Origin of the sequence: Agrobacterium sp. V1 (assembly GCF_030518355.1) — a bacterium.
GTDB lineage: Bacteria > Pseudomonadota > Alphaproteobacteria > Rhizobiales > Rhizobiaceae > Agrobacterium > Agrobacterium cucumeris.
The window spans coordinates 1,051,095-1,068,335 of record NZ_JAULSF010000002.1; the positions used below are offsets into that span (position 1 = coordinate 1,051,095).

15 protein-coding genes are annotated in these 17,241 nt (G+C 57.7%); 7 read left to right on the plus strand and 8 right to left on the minus strand.

Annotated elements, in window-relative coordinates:
- Positions 1–6: 6 nt before the first annotated feature.
- From QSV77_RS18750 to QSV77_RS18765, 4 genes are all read right to left on the minus strand, one after another.
- Positions 7–2,016, minus strand: a complete 2,010-nt coding sequence (locus tag QSV77_RS18750; protein WP_302734631.1) for a hypothetical protein — start codon at positions 2,014–2,016, stop codon at positions 7–9.
- Positions 2,017–2,169: 153 nt separating this feature from the next.
- A complete protein-coding gene (locus QSV77_RS18755) occupies positions 2,170–3,063 on the minus strand; it encodes a DMT family transporter (protein WP_302734632.1) in 894 nt (297 codons plus the stop codon).
- A gap of 321 nt (positions 3,064–3,384) precedes the next feature.
- The gene (locus QSV77_RS18760; protein WP_142843079.1) at positions 3,385–3,789 is read right to left on the minus strand and encodes a hypothetical protein; all 405 of its coding nucleotides are present in this window, start codon (positions 3,787–3,789) and stop codon (positions 3,385–3,387) included.
- Between the two features lie 46 nt (positions 3,790–3,835).
- Positions 3,836–4,054 carry a hypothetical protein gene (locus QSV77_RS18765; protein ID WP_046800490.1) on the minus strand — a complete coding sequence of 73 codons (219 nt, stop codon included), beginning with the start codon at positions 4,052–4,054 and terminating at the stop codon, positions 3,836–3,838.
- A gap of 286 nt (positions 4,055–4,340) precedes the next feature.
- On the opposite strand from QSV77_RS18765, the gene QSV77_RS18770 reads away from it, so the two are divergent.
- Together QSV77_RS18770 and QSV77_RS18775 are read left to right on the plus strand one after the other, a co-directional pair.
- The gene (locus tag QSV77_RS18770) at positions 4,341–4,682 is read left to right on the plus strand and encodes a helix-turn-helix transcriptional regulator (RefSeq protein ID WP_302734633.1); all 342 of its coding nucleotides are present in this window, start codon (positions 4,341–4,343) and stop codon (positions 4,680–4,682) included.
- Complete coding sequence (locus QSV77_RS18775; protein WP_302734634.1) at positions 4,679–5,602, plus strand: SRPBCC family protein; 924 nt, start codon at positions 4,679–4,681, stop codon at positions 5,600–5,602. The genes QSV77_RS18770 and QSV77_RS18775 overlap by 4 nt, the downstream gene beginning before the upstream one ends.
- A gap of 408 nt (positions 5,603–6,010) precedes the next feature.
- Here the strand turns inward: QSV77_RS18775 and QSV77_RS18780 are convergent, their stop codons facing one another.
- Positions 6,011–7,144: an ROK family transcriptional regulator gene (locus tag QSV77_RS18780; protein ID WP_302734635.1), complete on the minus strand. Its 1,134-nt coding sequence runs from the start codon at positions 7,142–7,144 to the stop codon at positions 6,011–6,013.
- A 291-nt stretch (positions 7,145–7,435) separates the two neighbouring features.
- On the opposite strand from QSV77_RS18780, the gene QSV77_RS18785 reads away from it, so the two are divergent.
- The 4 genes from QSV77_RS18785 (at position 7,436) to QSV77_RS18800 (ending at position 12,356) form a co-directional block, all read left to right on the plus strand.
- Entirely contained in the window at positions 7,436–8,428 is a 993-nt protein-coding gene (locus QSV77_RS18785; RefSeq protein WP_302734636.1) for an ABC transporter substrate-binding protein, read from the plus strand.
- 103 nt (positions 8,429–8,531) lie between these two features.
- The gene (locus tag QSV77_RS18790; RefSeq protein WP_237681461.1) at positions 8,532–9,629 is read left to right on the plus strand and encodes an ABC transporter ATP-binding protein; all 1,098 of its coding nucleotides are present in this window, start codon (positions 8,532–8,534) and stop codon (positions 9,627–9,629) included.
- Positions 9,626–11,311, plus strand: coding sequence for an iron ABC transporter permease (locus QSV77_RS18795; protein ID WP_302734637.1), 1,686 nt, complete (start codon positions 9,626–9,628; stop codon positions 11,309–11,311). The genes QSV77_RS18790 and QSV77_RS18795 overlap by 4 nt, the downstream gene beginning before the upstream one ends.
- An 82-nt stretch (positions 11,312–11,393) precedes the next feature.
- On the plus strand, positions 11,394–12,356 hold the full coding sequence (locus tag QSV77_RS18800) for a hypothetical protein (RefSeq protein ID WP_302734638.1): 963 nt from the start codon (positions 11,394–11,396) through the stop codon (positions 12,354–12,356).
- A 618-nt stretch (positions 12,357–12,974) separates the two neighbouring features.
- Here QSV77_RS18800 and QSV77_RS18805 read toward each other — a convergent pair.
- The 3 genes from QSV77_RS18805 to QSV77_RS18815 are packed head-to-tail and all read right to left on the minus strand — an operon-like array spanning position 12,975 to position 15,451.
- Positions 12,975–14,330, minus strand: a complete 1,356-nt coding sequence (locus QSV77_RS18805) for a HAMP domain-containing sensor histidine kinase (RefSeq protein ID WP_302734639.1) — start codon at positions 14,328–14,330, stop codon at positions 12,975–12,977.
- Positions 14,327–14,992, minus strand: coding sequence for a response regulator transcription factor (locus tag QSV77_RS18810; protein WP_142843027.1), 666 nt, complete (start codon positions 14,990–14,992; stop codon positions 14,327–14,329). The genes QSV77_RS18805 and QSV77_RS18810 overlap by 4 nt, the downstream gene beginning before the upstream one ends.
- Positions 14,993–14,995: 3 nt before the next feature.
- Positions 14,996–15,451, minus strand: coding sequence for a PepSY domain-containing protein (locus QSV77_RS18815; RefSeq protein ID WP_302734640.1), 456 nt, complete (start codon positions 15,449–15,451; stop codon positions 14,996–14,998).
- A gap of 322 nt (positions 15,452–15,773) precedes the next feature.
- Between QSV77_RS18815 and QSV77_RS18820 the strand changes: the two genes are divergently transcribed.
- On the plus strand, positions 15,774–17,228 hold the full coding sequence (locus tag QSV77_RS18820; RefSeq protein WP_302735273.1) for a hypothetical protein: 1,455 nt from the start codon (positions 15,774–15,776) through the stop codon (positions 17,226–17,228).
- Positions 17,229–17,241 lie beyond the last annotated feature (13 nt).

Consider the following 17,241-nt stretch of genomic DNA (forward strand, 5'->3'; position numbering starts at 1 on the left):
GCCGGCTTATTCAGCGGTTGCCTGAATGTCGACCTTGTCGAGGAGAAGCATCGGATTATCGGAGGCTGCAGCAAGATCAAAAAGGCCAAGGCCATTTGGGCCCGTTGATTTGACTGTTACCGTCAAGGTTCCCGGCTTGTTGATGAACTGGACAAGTGCGTCCACCGCGCCCTGGAGTTTCGGTTGTTCGGCGGCCACCTGCTGCAGCATCGCGTTGGCAACCAACGTAAACATGCTACGCACCTGATCTTCGGTCACCTCGTTCTGCAGGGCATAAAGCGTGATCGCCTTGGCCATCATGCCTTCGTCCTTGATCGTGAATTTCACCTCGCGACCGGCAAGCCCGAAAAGCGCAGCTTGGGCGCGGCCAAGGTCGAAGGAGAAAAACTCTTCCGTGAAGCCGCTCACCAGACCGGAAAAGTTGACGCTGCCAATATCCTTGCTGCTGAGCGAAACTTCGCGGATCAGCAGGTTTTTGTTGGGTTCATCCCAGCCTGCGGCGAGAGCGTAAGACATGGCGATCGACTCAAGACCCAGTTTGCGCGCTTCAACAAAAACTTCCTCGGTCGAATCCGCCGGGATGGGCAGGGAGAGGTCCTCCTGCCTGATCTCGATATCGGTCGGGATGCCATTGAAGGGTTTGGTCAGTCCCATCTCGAAATTCTTGAGCGTGAACTTGATGCGCTCAGGCGTGCCTGCGGCCTCTTCATCGGTCTTTTCCGGTGCGGCGATATCAACGTTGATGCCACCGACACGCACCTTGCCGAGTTCCGGTATCAGCCGATTGAACGGAAATGTCTCGATTTTCGTTTCATCGAAACCGACGATCTGGGAGAGACCTTCGATTGTGGAACTCCAGTCAAAGCCCTTGAGGCTTGCCTCGGCGACTTCGATCTTGCCGTCGCCATCGCCAATCGACATGCCGTTCAGGCCGAAATCGAGCTTGCGGCTGTCCATCTGCATGTCGATGCGCTCGATGGTGGCCTTGACCCGCTTGCCGTCCGCCCCTTCGCTTTGATCAGGCGCGTCGACCTTGAAGCCCAGCAGCTGCATGTTGCTCTTGCCCATCATGTCCAGAATGGACACGACCTTGCCGAAAAATGCCTGGCGCTCCTGTGGTGAAAGCTCATCGGCATTTTGGGTTGTCGTCAGCGCCTTCAGGGTTTCCAGCAGCGGCTCGGCCGGCATGCGAGCGGTAAAGCCGTCGCTGCGTATTTCGTCGTAGCTGAACTGACCGTCACCGTCGGAGAAGGAAATCTTGCTGACGGAGAGTGGTCCGTAAAGAGGTTTTGCGTCCTTGTCTTCGGGCCCGGCTTTTTCCGTATAGAGCCTTGCAAGGTAGGCGGCGTCGAAGTCCTGGCCGGTTATTGCACCCGTCGAGACGACCATGTGCTTCTTTTCCATCGTGCCAGTGCTGTCCGGCAGAGCCATCTTGATGTCATAGCTGGCATTGTCGATCGTATAGCGGGCGACCCGGCCATCGGCGATATCAAGCAGAGCCGCGTTGTTGTAAACGGTCTTCTGCTCGGTGTCGGCGATAGACTGGGTGAATGTCAGTTCAGGCGTGGAAATGCGCGTCGCTGCGAAGCGCTCCATGCGCCGGGACAGGGAGTTTGCATTGCCATCGCCAGATACCGTTTCCACTTTCTTGAAAGCGGCGTTCTCGACACGGGCATGCGCCATGGAGATCTTGCCGGTCGGCACGTCAATATCGATGCCATTCATATCGAGCGCGCCTTCCAGGAAAGGAAGTTTGGGACGCCCGTCGATAGCTGCAATCTGGATTTTCTTGCCGTCTTCAAGCGGCAGGGTCAGCTCGCGAATATGGATTTGTCCGAGAAAGTCGACGTCCACGGAACGGGCGGTTGCGCCGCTGCGGGCAATCAGCTCGTCGACCTTTGCTTCGTAGAAGGCTTTACCACCGATGACACCTGCAGCCGCGATGGCAATAACCGCAACCGCTGCCCATAAAGCCTTGCGCCGGCCCTTGCCGACTGGAGTGTTTACCTGTTCCACGAAGTTGGTCCTCTGTAATGCGAATTAACTTTGCGCGTCTTTTAGACACGCGAAAGTTGCCGCGCAAGTGTACCGCCGGAACAGCTCGACATTATTTGCAGTGGTAGATCGTGGCGCGAGCGGCGTCATCTGTGGCGTTTTTGAAGGCTTCGGTCACTTCCAGAACATCAGCGCCATGCCGGCCACGACCAGCGCTGCCCCGGCCCATGCGCCGGGTGCCGGCAATTCCCGCGTTTTCAGCCAGAGCAATGGCAGGATGATGACGGGCGTTGTTGCAGACAGTGTCGAGACGATGCCGATCTTGCCGCCGGAAAGTGCGAAAAGAAGCAGCGTCATGCCAAAGGCAAGGGCGATGATGCCGGTAAGCGCCGTCTGCAGGAAAATGTTCATCGTCAGCGGGCCGTTCGGCCGCACTGCCTTGATGGGCAGCATGGTGAGCGCGGTCAGGCAGACTGCCGCGATCCCAACGCGCAGCATCGAAGCGGTAATCGGATCGATGCCGCTCGCCATGACGGGTCTTGCGATCAGCGAGCCGACGGCCTGACTGAGCGCGGCCAGCAAGCCGAGGAGCACGCCGAGCCAGAGTGATCCCTTCACTCTTTCCCATTCGTGCAGCTGCGCCTTGCGCTTGCCGAAGAGGATTGCGAGCAGAACACCGCACAGCGTCAGGCCTATGCCGGTGACAGTTGTTACGGAAAGCTCCTCGCCAAGCACCGCCCATCCCAGCAGCGCGGCGATTGGGGCGTTGAGGGCAAACAGGATTCCCGAGCGGCGTGGCCCCACCCGATTGAGGCAGGTGAACAGTAGCGTATCGCCAACGAAGATGCCGATGAAACCGGATAGCAGAAGCGCCGACAGCGCCTCGGGCTGCAGTTCCCGCCAGGTTCCCGAAGCGAGGACATAGACCCCGAGCAGGGAAGCGACAAAAAGCTGCCGTGTCCTGTTGAAGGCGAGCGCTCCCAGATGCCCCGCCGGACGTGCCGCCAGAAGTCCGGTCATCGCCCAGCAGGTTGCGGCGCCCACGGCAGCCAGTTCATAAATCGGCATTTTTTCCCCGTCGCTTCATGGCGTGCTTGCGGCCACGGACACTATCCCTGCCTGCACCCATCGCAGATTCCGGGTTCGCCCACCATACCATAAGCATCGTCATAAACAGCATGGAGCAGCGCCTGGCTCACCGTCCGTGCCGGGTCAGCAGGCGGCGTGCCATTTCCGATGTCGGTGTCCATCGTCATAGAGACTGCGAATGAATGGTGAGGCCTGAGGCTGCTTCCTGTTGCCACCCGCAGAAGCGGCCGTCACGCCAAGGCCAATGCAGACGAAGCGGCTGGCCCGCTCCGTCGAATGGACAGTCTTATCTACAGCGCTTCACACGCCGTTGATGATATTGCAAATGCCTTCGCGGATGACGTTCTTGTCCGCAATCTGTCCTGCCTGAATGTTGAAAACAGCGTCGATCCGTACGCCGGCGCCTTTCTGCCGGGCCACAACCCGCAGCGTCTGAATTCTGCCGCTGCCGCTGGTCTCCTGGTGCGCATCGATCGAGGACAGCGCCTTGTTGACTTGGATGCCGGAAAAGCCTTCTGCTGCCACAGCCTGAGCGAGCTTTTGAAGCACGGCGGGCGCTTTTGCCTTCGGCAATTCCTGCCATGATTTGTAAGAGACAGCCGTCACCATCGGCACGCCGGAGACAGCGAAGTTCTTCTCGCAGGATGCCGCAAGGGCAGGGCTTGAGAAGCTGATCAGGCCAAGAGCTGCTATGACATATTTCATTTCGAACAATCCAGTTGTTGATGAAGATTGAGAGCTATCGGCCGCATCAGAATGCCGACCGTTTTCCTCTGTAGGTGGATGGAGGCGGGAGAGCCTCATGGGCCTGTGCAAGCGTTTCAAGCCACGTGGCCAAACCGGCGGGAACTTCCTCATTGCCCGCTTCCAGTGCCTCGATCCACGAAAGCTCACATTGCAGGGCGGACGCAATATTGATCGGCGTCCAGCGGATGACCCGCAGGCATTGATTAAAGCGTTCTGGTGACATGATGATTTGATATTTTCCCCGTCTTTTTCCGGGCAAGGCTCACTCACACAGCCAAGAGAGTCAATCCTTTTCTGCAACTTTTGATGGCTAATTTCCGGCTCGACAGTTGCATCTGCTGCCGGCTGCCGACCGGCAGGCGCTGGAGAGATTAAAAGCTCGGTTGCCTGAACGAAATGCCGAGGCGAGGCATCGGCGCCTCATTCCCTGCACCACTCCACAAACGAAAACTTAGTTGATTTACTAAGTTTCCCTTGCGGCGTCCCAGTGGAACGTGATAGTTAGCAACATGACTAAGCATCATCCCGAGTTATCACTGATCTTCCAGGCTCTTGCCGATCCGACGCGGCGGGCCATTCTGGCGCGACTTGGCGCAGGGCCGGCACCGGTCATGGAGCTGTCCGCTCCCACGGGGCTGCGTCTGCCCACGGTTATGCGGCATCTTTCCGTGCTGGAGGAGGCGGGGCTGATTGTCACGTCCAAGGATGGGCGGGTGCGCACCTGCGCGATCGTGCCGGAAGCGCTGGAGCCGGTACGCACGTGGCTCGATGAGCAGCGGGCGATGTGGGAGAGCCGGCTTGACCGGTTGGAGGCATTTGCAATGCAGGCCATGAAGGAGGATTCAAAATGACGACGAAACCGGATCAGGAAGGCGCGCGCGCCGAACCGCATCTGACACAGGACCGTTTTGCGACGCTGAGTTTCGAACGGGAAATTGCCGTTCCGCCATCAGCGCTCTGGCAGGTCTGGCTGTCACCCGCCGCCCGGGCGGTGTGGGCTTCTCCCACGCCCGCGGTCACCGTGGAGTTCCTGGAGGCGGACAGCAGGGTGGGCGGTCGCGAAGTTTCCCTCTGCAAGGTCGCCGGCCAGCCGGATATTCGCTGTGAATGCGGCTGGCTGGAGTTGCAGCCGGCCCGCCGCAGCGTGAATTACGAGGTGGTGTCCTCCGGCGGCGTAACGCAGTCGGCAGCGCTGGTCACTGCCGATTTTCGGGCTGTGGAAGAGCGTAGCCGTTTGACCGTAACGGTTCAGCTTTCCTCGCTGGCCGAGGATATGCGGGATGGTTATCAACAGGGTTTCAGCGCGGGTCTCAACAATCTGGCCGGTGTGGCCGGTCGAACCATGGTGCTGGAACGAGTGATAAAGGTGCCGCGAGACATCGTCTGGAAAGCCTGGATGAACGAGAAGACGCTGCCGCAATGGTGGGGTCCTGAAGGATTTTCCTGCCGCACGAAGAGAATTGACCTGCGAACCGGCGGCGAATGGGTATTCGACATGATCGGCCCTGACGGCACAGTCTTCCCGAACCACCATCGTTATATCGAGGTCCGCCCCGAAGAGAGGCTCTCCTATACGCTGCTGTGGGGCGAAAACGGGCCAAAACATGCCGATGCCTGGGCCTCCTTCGAAGATCAGGATGGCGCGACGAAAGTTGTGCTGGGCATGGTGTTCAGCACGGAAGCCGAGTTCCAGCAGGCAAAGGGTTTCGGTGCCGTGGAGCTGGGTCAGCAAACGCTGGGCAAACTGGAGCGCTTCGCCAGAGCGCTGTAAATGTACCGGGCCAGCAGCATAATATGCAAGGCCTCTTGATATCGGCGGTCTGTCTGCCAGTGGCAACGTGCGTGGCCATCGCGGCCTGCGGTCGCGAACCGCATTAACGCGGCTTCTCGATTGCTTCATTGATCAGTCGAATTCGCTCGCGAGCGCCATGGCGGTATATGTCGATCTTCACGCTCGCCGGTATGGAGAGATGCATCATACGCTCCCATCGACCACCGGTCGGGAAAATCGGCGGGATCGTCCATCTTTTCCTCGCCGGGCAGCCCGTCGAGATAAACCTGGCCGTGCCTGACAATCAGCGGGTAAGGAGGAATTCCGGCGGCGTATATCCAGGTAACGGCGTCCCCTGTCATCAACACGCAGACCAATAGGGGAAAACGCTCTGGTGGCCATGGCGTGTCATGCCCAGCCTTTCAGCGCCCGCCCGGAGTAATAGCTGGGCGTGATGGCGCGGTAGATCGGTATGCTGGCGGCGCCGAGATGAGGCGAGTCGCTCATAATTGATTTGCGTATTTCCGGGGGCTCGACGAAAAAATCTTCGCCGAGTATGTCCAGCGAACCGATACGCCGCACGATATGTTCGAGAATCCAGTCCGGCAGCGATCCACCGAAAATAATGGCTGCCGGATCCATCGTGCGGGCGACCGTCAATGAAAGAAGACGAAGCTGATCCGTTGCCCGTTCCAGCCAGGAACCCACGGCAGGATGGTCGGCATAACTTTCGTCAATGTCTTTCAGGCGTCGAATGCCGATGCCCTGAGCAGCCAGAGTGTCGCACAGGTCCTGTCCCGAGGGGCGGGGATGGGATTTTGGAAACAGTCCGCCGAACTCGCCGGCATTGCCATTGGTGCCGCGATAGAGATGGCGCTGCACCACCACGGCGCCACCAATGCCATATGTCAGCCAGATCATCGCGAAATTGCGGATATTGCGGCCTGCGCCATAATAGAGCTCGGAAAGAATGACGGTATTGCCGTCATTTTCGTGAAAGACCGGGAAGTCGAAATAGGGCTGGAAGTCCTTGTCGACGTCGATGTCGCGCCAGCTTTCGAACTGCTTGATACGGAAGACATGGCCGCGATCCCGCCTGAAATGGCCGGGAAAGCTGATGCCGCAGCCCAGCACATCTTTCTTTCGTATCTTCGCTTTTTCAAGCACTTGCCGGGCGGACGCCTCGGCCATCTCCATGATATGCTCAAAACTGTGCCCCTCCAGTTCCGACCTGATTTCCTGCCTTATCGTGCCGTTGAGATCGGCCACGCAGACACGCAGATCGTCTGGATTGAAGTAGACCCCCAGCGTGAAAAGCCCGTTCGGATTGATCTCGATGGCGGTGGAGGGTTTGCCCCGTTTTCCGTCATTGCGGACTTCCTCCGCTTCGACGATGAGGCCGGATTCCAGAAGATTGGCGGTCAGGCGAGTAAGGGTCGGTGCGGAAACATCCATCTCCCGCGCCAGTTCGATACGCGACATGCCTCCCTTACCGCGCAAAATCTCGAGCAGACGCCGCTCGTTGTAGCCGAGATCGATCAAAAAAGTCTCCCGCGAGAAATCATGCCGGATGATTAGCGAAAATTACGCGATTGTACACCGCGCTTTCCCGGAAAATCCGCCGTAGAGATCGGAGGCCTGTGAATGAAAATCATAAAGAATTGTGCTTTTTCAATCGGATATTTTATTTTTATATTCGAAATAAATTTCGGCTTGACTAATTAATTTACGTAAAGAAAATAAATAACAGACAGCGGGTGGCGACAGGCAAAACCAAAAAGAAATCATGTCGCAGGGCCGGACTGTCAGGGAACAAAAAAACGGAGACCCCTTATGCGTCAATCATGCACTATTTTCGCGCGCCTTTTTGCCGGCGCCACTTTCCTTGCCAGCGCGGCTTTCGCTCATGCCGAAGGTACCGTCGTGGTCTATTCCGCCGCCCCGCAGCAGCTCATGGACGAGTTGTTGCCCATGTTCGAAAAGAAAACCGGCACCAAGGTTGAGCTTGTCAAAGCCGGGTCCGGGGAGCTGATGAACCGCATCAAGGCGGAGAGCGGCAAGGCGGCGGGCGATGTGATCTGGAGCGTCGATGGGACGGTCATCGATTTCTCCGCCGACCTTTTCGAGCCATACAAGCCGGTTGAGGCTGCGTCGATCAACCCTGCCTTCTCACCGAGCGCGAACTGGGTGCCTTTCACGGCTGTCGTCACGGCCTTTATCGTCAATAAGGAGGCCCTGAAAGGCGCTCCCGTTCCGACATCCTGGGCCGATCTCGCAAAGCCGGAATACAAGGGCCTGATTTCGTCCGCCCGCGCCGATCAGTCCGGCTCGGCCTATATTCAGATGGCAACGGTATTGCAGGATTTCGACAGCGAGGAAAAAGGCTGGGAAATTTATACCGGCATCCTCGGCAACTCGGTTCTTTCCACCTCTTCAGGCGCGGTGCCGCGTTTCGTCAACGATGGCGAACAGGCCGTTGGCATTACGCTGGAAGATGCCGCGCTGCGCTACAAGCTTGGCAGCGCGCCGGTCGAAATCGTTTATCCGAAAGAGGGTACGGCAATCGCGCCTGACGGCATGGCGCTCGTGAAAGGAGCGCCGAATGCCGACAATGGCAAGGCCTTCATCGATTTCATCGTCTCCAGGGAAGCGCAGGAAATCGTGGTGAAGGCGGGTCGTCGTTCGGTTCGAACCGATGTTCCCGCCAATCCGGCACTCGTTCCGCTTTCCGATGTTCCAGACGCGAAATACGATTTCAAATGGGCTGCGGACAATCGCGCGCGCCTGATGGAAAAGTGGAACGAGACATTGCTCGACGTTCAGTAAGATAATTGCCGGGGACGGCGCAGAAGCGGCGTCCCCCCCTTTATCCCATTCACAATTCGCTTTTCGTTTGTCCAGCGTGGTCACCGGCCGTGCAGGATCTGTCATGGAGCAGCACATGGCCGCCGTGGAAATTACCAGCATAAAAAAGAGCTACCGGGATGTCGTTGCCCTTTCCGACATCAATATCTCCATCCCCTCGGGATCGTTCTTTACGCTTCTCGGTCCGAGCGGATGCGGCAAGACGACCCTCCTGCGCACGATTGCCGGTTTTCACCAGCAGGACAGCGGCAGTATCAGTATCGAAAGACAGGCGATCGAGCATGTGCCCGCACATAAGCGCGATGTCGGCATGGTTTTTCAGGATTATGCGGTATTTCCGCATATTTCCGTCTTCGACAACATCGCCTTCGGTTTGAAGCAGCGCAAGGCGTCTTCCGCCGAAATTCGTGAACGTGTCGGCAAGATTCTCGATATCGTGCAGCTCGCTCCCTACGCCAAGCGCATGCCGCATGAATTATCCGGCGGTCAGCAGCAGCGCGTCGGTCTGGCGCGAGCGCTCGTCATCAATCCGAAAGTGCTGTTGATGGACGAGCCACTATCCAACCTCGATGCCAAACTGCGCGTCGATCTGCGGCGCGAGTTGCGCGAAATTCAGCAGGCCATGAACATTACCACGGTTTATGTGACCCATGATCAGGAGGAGGCGCTTGCCATGTCCGATCTGGTCTGTGTGATGTATGGTGGCGTCATCCAGCAGGCAGCCGCACCCTGGGACGTTTATAACAATCCCGCCAACCGTTTTGTCGCCTCCTTCGTGGGGGCAAACAACTTCCTGACGCTGAATCGTTCGGGTGGCCAGACATCCATTTCCGGGCACAGGGTGGGGCTGCCACAGGTCGATGCCATTGCGCCGCAACGAACGGTCGTTGCCGCCATCCGTCCCGAAGCGATTACCGTTGGCTCGCGGGCAACCGATGGCGGAGACCGCATCGAACTACCTGTCACCATAAGACAGGTGAGCTTCACCGGCCGCGAGATGAATGTTGCCGCAGTGCTGTCGTCGGGAGAGGAAATCGAGGCTATCACCAAGCCGTCGGCTGATATCATCGCCCTTCAGCCCGGCCAAAAAACGGTTTTCTCCTGGCCTGCTGTTGATACCAAGCTCTTTGGCGAGGGCGTTACCGGGGAGCGCCTGTCATGACGGATATGACTGCGACTTCAATGCCTGGAGGTTTTCGCCTGCGAATGCCGGGTTTCTGGACAAGCGTAACGGTACTCGCCGTTATCCTACTGGGGATATTCCTGATCCTGCCGATCTTCAGCGTATTCTTCATCAGTTTCTTCGATGCCAAGACGGGTGCTTTCGGTTTCGGCAACTATGTTCAGGTGCTGACGCGGCGTTTTTATACCGTGGCATTGTGGAATACGCTCGTCATCGGCGTGCTCGGCATGTTGGGGGCCTGCCTGCTCGGTATTCCGCTTGCCTTCTGCACGTCGCGATACCGCATCAAGGGCCGCACCTTCATTGCCACCTTTGCTGTGCTGGTTCTGTGCGCGCCGCCCTTCATCGGCGCCTATGCCTGGATCATGCTGTTCGGCGCCAACGGTGCGGTCACCAATCTCCTGTCTTTCGCCGGCATTTCACTGCCGACCATCTACGGGATACCGGGTATCGTCATGGTCTTCAGCCTGAAGTTCTTTCCCTATATCTTCCTGATGACGGAAAATGCGCTGAACACCATCAACAAATCCTATGAGGATGCGGCGGAAAACCTCGGCTGCACGGCGTTCCAACGGTTCCGCAAGATCACCTTGCCGCTGGTCTTTCCGGCAGTCAGCACCGGCGCGATCATCTGCTTCGTATTGTCCATTGCAGACTTCGGAACGCCGGCAATCCTCGGCAAGGGCATCAGGACACTGTCGACCATCGCCTATGCGCAATATACCTCCGAAATGGCCGGCACACCGACCATGGCAGTCACGATTTCCATGGTGATGATCGCCATTTCCATGGCCGCACTTCTGTTGCAGCGGCACATTCTCGCCAAGCGCCGTTATGCCAGCTCATTGACCAATCGGCCGGTAAAGCTCTCCATGCGCCCGCTGAAATCTTTCATCGTGCACGGCTTCTGCTATCTGGTCATCTTTGTCGCCATGCTGCCGTCCCTTACGGTCATCTACACATCGTTCCTCGCAACAAACGGTCCCGTCTTCACAGGCGGCTTCGGGTTGGACAGCTATGCCCGCATTCTTCGCGATTCACCGCAGGCGATTGCCAACAGCTTCACCTTTGCGCTTGCCGCTGTGGTGTTGATCGCCATCGTTTCCGGCCTGCTCTCTTTCATCGTGGTCAGGCGGGACAATGCAGTATCAGGCTCGCTCGATCTTCTGCTGATGGTTCCCTACCTGATACCCGGCGTCGTCATGGCGATTGGCTATGTCACGACGTTCCGTTATCCGCCTTTTGACATTACCGGCACGGCACTCATCATCATCCTGCTGGTGTTTATCCGCCGCCTGCCTTATGGCGTGCGCTCCACGACCTCGATCCTGCGGCAGATCAAGCCGTCCATCGAGGAGGCCGCGGTCAATCTCGGCGCTTCGCCGGCGAAGACGTTCATAACGGTGACGGTGCCGCTGATGTTGCCCGGGCTCATCATCGGTTCCTTAATGAGCTTCATCACCGCTATCAACGAATTGTCCTCGACGCTGATCCTCTACACGGCGCGGACGATCACGATGCCCGTCCTGATCTATATTCAGGTGATTGACGGCGAGTTCGGCACGGCCGCGGCACTTTCCACCTTACTTCTCGTCAGCACCGGACTTTGCGTCTTCGTCGTCTTCCGGCTTTCGGAGGAAAAGGAAGCCTCTTTCGTCTGAAACCATCCAAATATCATTCAAAACTGCAGCAGCGGCGACCCATGTGTCGCCGCCAGCCTCCCTCTGCAAGGACACCAGAAAGATGAATATCGCGAGCTTTTCGCAATCGAAATACAAGAACGCCGCAAAGCCGGGGGACGATGTGGCACTTCTCATTCCCGGACGGGTTCTGGCCGTTTTCGACGGCGCGACCGATCCGACCGGAGCAAGTTACAGTGGGCTTAGTTCCGGCCGCATCGCAGCCCTTGCCGCCGCCAATGCCGTTGCTGAGATGAGCCTTGACGGCAGGTTGGAAACGCTCGCCGCGCCCGCGCTTTTTCAGAATATCAGCGATATTCTGAAAAAGGAGGCGCAGCGCATCAATGCCGGCCATCCGCCATCGACCACCCTGGCGATCGTGGCGGATATGGGCGACAGCTTCCGCCTGCTGCTTGCCGGCGATTCCGGCGTCAGGATCAACGGCACCCGTCTGTTTCAGCACACAAAGCTGATCGATACGGTAAGCACTTCGGCGCGTATATTCGTGTTCAAACAGCTTCTTGCCGCCATCGGTGATGGTGATGCGGCCGAGGCGCGCACACGCGCGACGATCTTCTCAGGCCTGCGTTCGGCCGTCGCAAGCGGCATCATGACGGCGCGGGAAGCGGAAAATGTCGTCATTGCCGCAGCGGGCATGAGCGGTCTCGAGAATAACATCGAAACGGTCGAGGAATTCCTGATGGGTGGAATCCGTGTCCAGCCGCAATTCGCAAACCGGCATGGGCATGTACTGGGTTACGCCTCGGTGAATGGCGGAACCGTCATGCACGAGGGGACGGTTGACCTTCGCATCGCCAAAGACGGACTCTCTAGCGTTGAAATATTCTCCGACGGCTATTTGTCCCTGCCGGCGGGGACGGATGTTACGGCCTGGGAAGCGGAATTCGCACGTGTCGAAGCGGCGGATTTTCACAAGCTGCGTGAGTATCCGTCCGTCAAAGGTTCGACAACGGCGGAATTCAGCGATGACAGGACCGTCATTTGCCTCAACCTGGTTCAAGGATAGTCCAGTTTACGAACCTCATGTGAGCCGGCCGACATCGCGTATCGATGTCGGCGTCATTCGCGGTCAGCCAGCCTGAGATGCTTGCTGAAAGAGATGGTCATGCTGTGCCTGCAAGGAGCAAGAAACTGAAGGTTTGTTCTCCCCCGTGCCCGGTTCATTTAGGACTGGAGACCAAGCTGAAGCCAAAGTTGAAAATGTATCGATGTTCAACCGGCAACAACATACTCCATGCCAATTTGGCATTAACCTCAATCAGGACCAACATTCTCGACTCGGCCAAGGCATTCGGTGAGGCCATTGTGAAGGCCCTCGAAACAAAGACGCAGTAAACAAACGATCATGATGGCACGTCCGACGATCTGAGGACGTGTCTCACCTTTCGGCAGTCTCCAGGGGCCTCGATTTCAGATCCGGATGCCCGGGAAGTTGTCGAACAGGTTCGAGCGGCCGTAGACCGCTGGCCGCTGTTTGCTGAAGAAGTTCGGCTATCCAGATCCCGCGCTGCTGAACTCGATAAACTCCTGAATGGCACTAGGTCAGCTGGTCGGTAATTTTAGTGCTCCCTTGTCGCTGAATATCCCTTCAGATGAACATCAAGTCGTTGCAGATTTGTCGAGATCAGACGGCAAGGGGAAGCCTCACGATGACAAGGGTTCCCATGCCCTGATCGCCTTCGAAGAGGATCGAACCGTGGTTTATCGCGAGAATTTCCGTTGCAATCGCCAAGCCAAGTCCAGACCCGCCAACGCTTTCATCGAAGCGTTGGCCGCGTTTCCCAATGAGCTTGAGGTGGGACTGGCCGATACCCGGCCCGTCATCAAAGATGCGCAGCTCTGCGACGTCCTTCCGCCTTGATGCTGACACCCGTACCGTCGAGGTGGCCCACTTTGCTGCGTTTTCCAAAACGACGCCGACCAGTTCGACGAGATCGTTTTCATCGATATCGACGTCGATGTTCTGCGTCATGTCGATCTGCCAGTTCAGTTGCTCGCCTTCTTTGGTTTTCTTGAGAACGGCGACGGCCCGGCTGACGATCGATCCAAGTGGAGCCCGCAATGTGTGCAGCCGCGCTCTCTGTCGGAGTTTCGACAATTTGAGTTGATAGTCCACCCGACTGTTCATTTCGTCGGACAGATCGAACAGGACAGACGCGGCGGACGTTTCGCCACGGCGTCTGAGGTCGTCGGCAACCGTCACAAGGACGGAGAGGGGCGTCTTCAATCCGTGCGCAAGATCGGAAGCGCGCGCCCTTGCAAATTCGATCGATGTTTCCTGCAGTTTCAACAGTTCGTTCACTTCGGCAACAAGCGGATACACCTCTGTCGGATATTCGCTCTCCAGCGAGGTGGCGGCGCCTTTGCGGATGATCTCGACTTCGCTCTTCAATTGCCGGAACGGCAGGAGGCCGAAATGAACCTGCAACAGGGCGGCAAGGACGAGCGACGCACCGAGTACGGCGAGCGCCGCGGTCATTTCCCATGCAAATTTGTGAATGGTTTCGTCGAGGATGGAACGGTCCAGTGCGACGACGATCTGATAGTGACGTTCAATATCCCTGGCCTTGAAGCGCGTCGTCAACGACAGTGCCAGCAGGGATTGGCCTGCCGGGCCGTCAATACTGGCGAAATGCTCGCCGTCGGTGCTAACCTCCGTCTCGAGATTTTTATCCCACAAAGAGCGCGAGCGCAGCGCCTTTTGATTGTCTATGTCGGTGATCTGCCAGTAAACGCCGCTAAACGGGGTTTCATATCTCGGGTCGGGCAGTTGTCGTGTCAGACGGGGCCGATCTTGCCGCGCATCAAGGTCGATGATGGCAACGAGCCGCGAGAGTGTCGCGCTGAGATCGGACCGAACTCCCTTTTCGACATTTTCAATGAACAGATAGGATATTGCAGAACCGGCAAGTATGAGCGCGAAAAAAATCCACACCGCACCGGCTACGATCATGCGGGATTTCAGCGATCTTGACTTCATGCGGCATCGCCGCCCAGGAGATATCCCAACCCTCTGCGTGTAATGATGATATCGGCGCCCAGTCGGCGGCGAAGCCGTCCGACCAGCACCTCGACGGCGTTGGACAGGCGGTCATCATCCTGTGCATAGAGATGTTCCGTGATTTCCAGCTGGGAAACGACCTTCCCCGGCCTGTGCGCCATGAAGGCTAACAGGCGGTATTCCTGGGGAGAGAGTGCGACGGGCAATCCACCGATCGAGACCTGTTTCAGCCGCGTGTCCAGGGTGTAGCGGCCTATCGTGATGTTCGGCGAGGAAAACCCGGCTGCGCGCCTCACCAGCGCCCGGATACGCGCCACGACTTCCTCCATCCTGAAAGGCTTCACGACATAATCATCTGCACCGGATTCGATACCTTCGACCCGTTCGCTCCAGTCTCCACGGGCTGTCAGGATGAGAACCGGCGCAGCCCTGCCGTCGCGGCGCCATCGCTTGAGAATGGTCAGTCCGTCGAGGCCTGGAAGGCCGAGATCTAAAATGACGGCATCAAATGCCTCGGTTTCGCCTCGAAACCAGGCGTCTTCGCCATCGAGCGAGATCTCTGTCACGAAACCGGCAGCCGCAAGCGCAATCGAGAGCGACTGAGCGATCCGTTTATCATCTTCGGCGATGAGAACGCGCATGGTTCACTTCACTCCGATGAGACGGCCGTTATGCGCGTCGAAGGAGTATCGTCGCAACCGGTCGTCATTTTCCAGGACTTTGAGCTCGTATCTGAGGCCGTTGCGGCGCGGTTTGAGCTCAGCGTCCAGAATGCGGCCGTCCGTGAGCGCCTGGGTTTTTGCCGCAATGCTGTCGAGCGAAAGGATATTTTGCCCCTGAAGACCATTTGGGGCCCCTTGATCCTGCTGTTGGTAATCTTCGATCTCGTTGGAAAAGCCGCGCATCGAGCTGGCAGCGTCGCTGCCATTATAGACGCCCTCGGCCACGCCATCGTCGCTTTCGGTCTCGGAGGAGGTCTCGCTTTCAGCGCCTGCGCCCGTGTCATCTTCAGCATAGGCGCGCGCGTGGACCACGGTGGAGAGCATCAACGCCAGCACGACGGAGTATCGGACGCATCGCTTTGGCTTGGTGGGTTTCACATGGACCTCCTTGGTCGCAGCACCTTTAGACGATTGAAGATGACAATTCGCTGACAACGGCTTCAAGGGGCTGTCAGGTCCAGTGGAATATATCACTGCCTGACGCGTTTTGGCTCGTCAGGTTCAGTGAGGTTCACCGATGTTCTTGCGCCTACTTCCAGCCGCCGTGTTTGTTGCCATCTTCTGGATGATTGCGCTCACGATCCTGGCCACACGAAATCCGCCCGGTTGGTCCGTGGACGGACCCTTAAGGTGCCGTGACCGGACATATACGGATTGCGCGCTCCTGCGATGACATACAATAGGTACGAGAGATTTGAAAATGCCTGAAAACAAAATGAAACTTGTGTCGCTTCTTCCGGTTCTCGCGGCGCTTACGGTTAGTCCCCTGGTCCAGCAGACTGTTCTGGCAACCGCCGTCGTTTCGCTCTCGTCAGTGCGAGCGGTTGCCGGCTCGCCCGTCCGGATGAACGCGCCGGCCCTTCTTGGAGACATGCGCGCCTCTCTGGGGGAAATCGCTTTTTCGTTCAGCGAAGCGAAGGGCGAGAAACGGCGTCGCAGTGGCGTGGCGGTGCTCGCTGCCCTCACGGAGGCGACACGGTCTGTGCAGGGCCTTGAAGCGGCAATTGCATCGCGTGAACCCGCCCGCATTTCGCGGGCCACCAAGGCGCTGTCCCATGCGGTCGGTAATCTGCAGACGCGTTACTCCCTGTCATCAGCCAAATGCGACGGGGCGACGAGAGCTCTCCAGCGCTTCAATGCGGCCTGGGCGGAATATTCGAGCCGTTTCGTTCTCGCAAAACATAAGGGATTTGCGACAAATGCAAATGCATCGGATGTGAAAGCGCTCAAACGAAAAGTTGCCGACTTGTCGTATAGAATGCAGCAGTTGGAGGACGAGGTCGCCGACAACGCAGCTCTTCGCACTGAGGTTATCAGGATGCGGCGTGAAATTGTGATAGCGCAGCGCGCGCCTGCAAGTGGATACGACTACCAGCGCCTTTCGTTCACACTGACGGTCCTGTCCGGCTCCTTCGCAGCTCTCTCACTCACCACGAGGGAGTATTATCCAGGCTATTATGTAAGGATCGTCGATTTTGAAAGCGACCGGTCAATCGACAGTTACTGGGACGGATATTACGACGGGTATTACCAAGGCGTTGCTGACAGCTATTACAGCGAACCCGTGATCATTTCTGCTCCGATCATGACCGAAAGCCGCCCCGAAATCTTCCAGAACGTCACTTATGAAACGATATACAACGTCACGAACGAGACGACGAATATCTACCAGACGATGCCCGAGGAAGATTTGTCGGATGTCGCCGTCGCGCCCGTTCCACAGGATGTGAACTTCAGCGTGGAAGACGTTTCCACAGACCAGACCCTGGCTGCTCCGCCGGTTGATGAGTTCAGAAACAACGCTGTTCCTCCGTCGGCAGAGGCTTCCGATCAAGGCCCTGAAGTCCCGATCGACAGCCGCCTGAAGGATCAGGATCCCGCTACTCCTGGCGGTCAGGACAACCCGCCGCCTGTGGTTCCGTCTCCGCTGGAACAACACCCTGATGCTGCGGAGAGGGGCGCTTTCGATCCTGCCACAGACGGCACTTCGCCACACCATGAGGACAAGCGGGAGGATCGTGAGGACTGGACGCCGCCCGATCATTCAACATCTGATACATGGCCGTCCAATGAGGATTCGAGCGGGGCAAGCGTTGCTCCTGCGCCGGACGATCAAGGCCCGGACGAGGACCCCATGGTGAATACCAGGCCATGAGCCACGCTGAGCC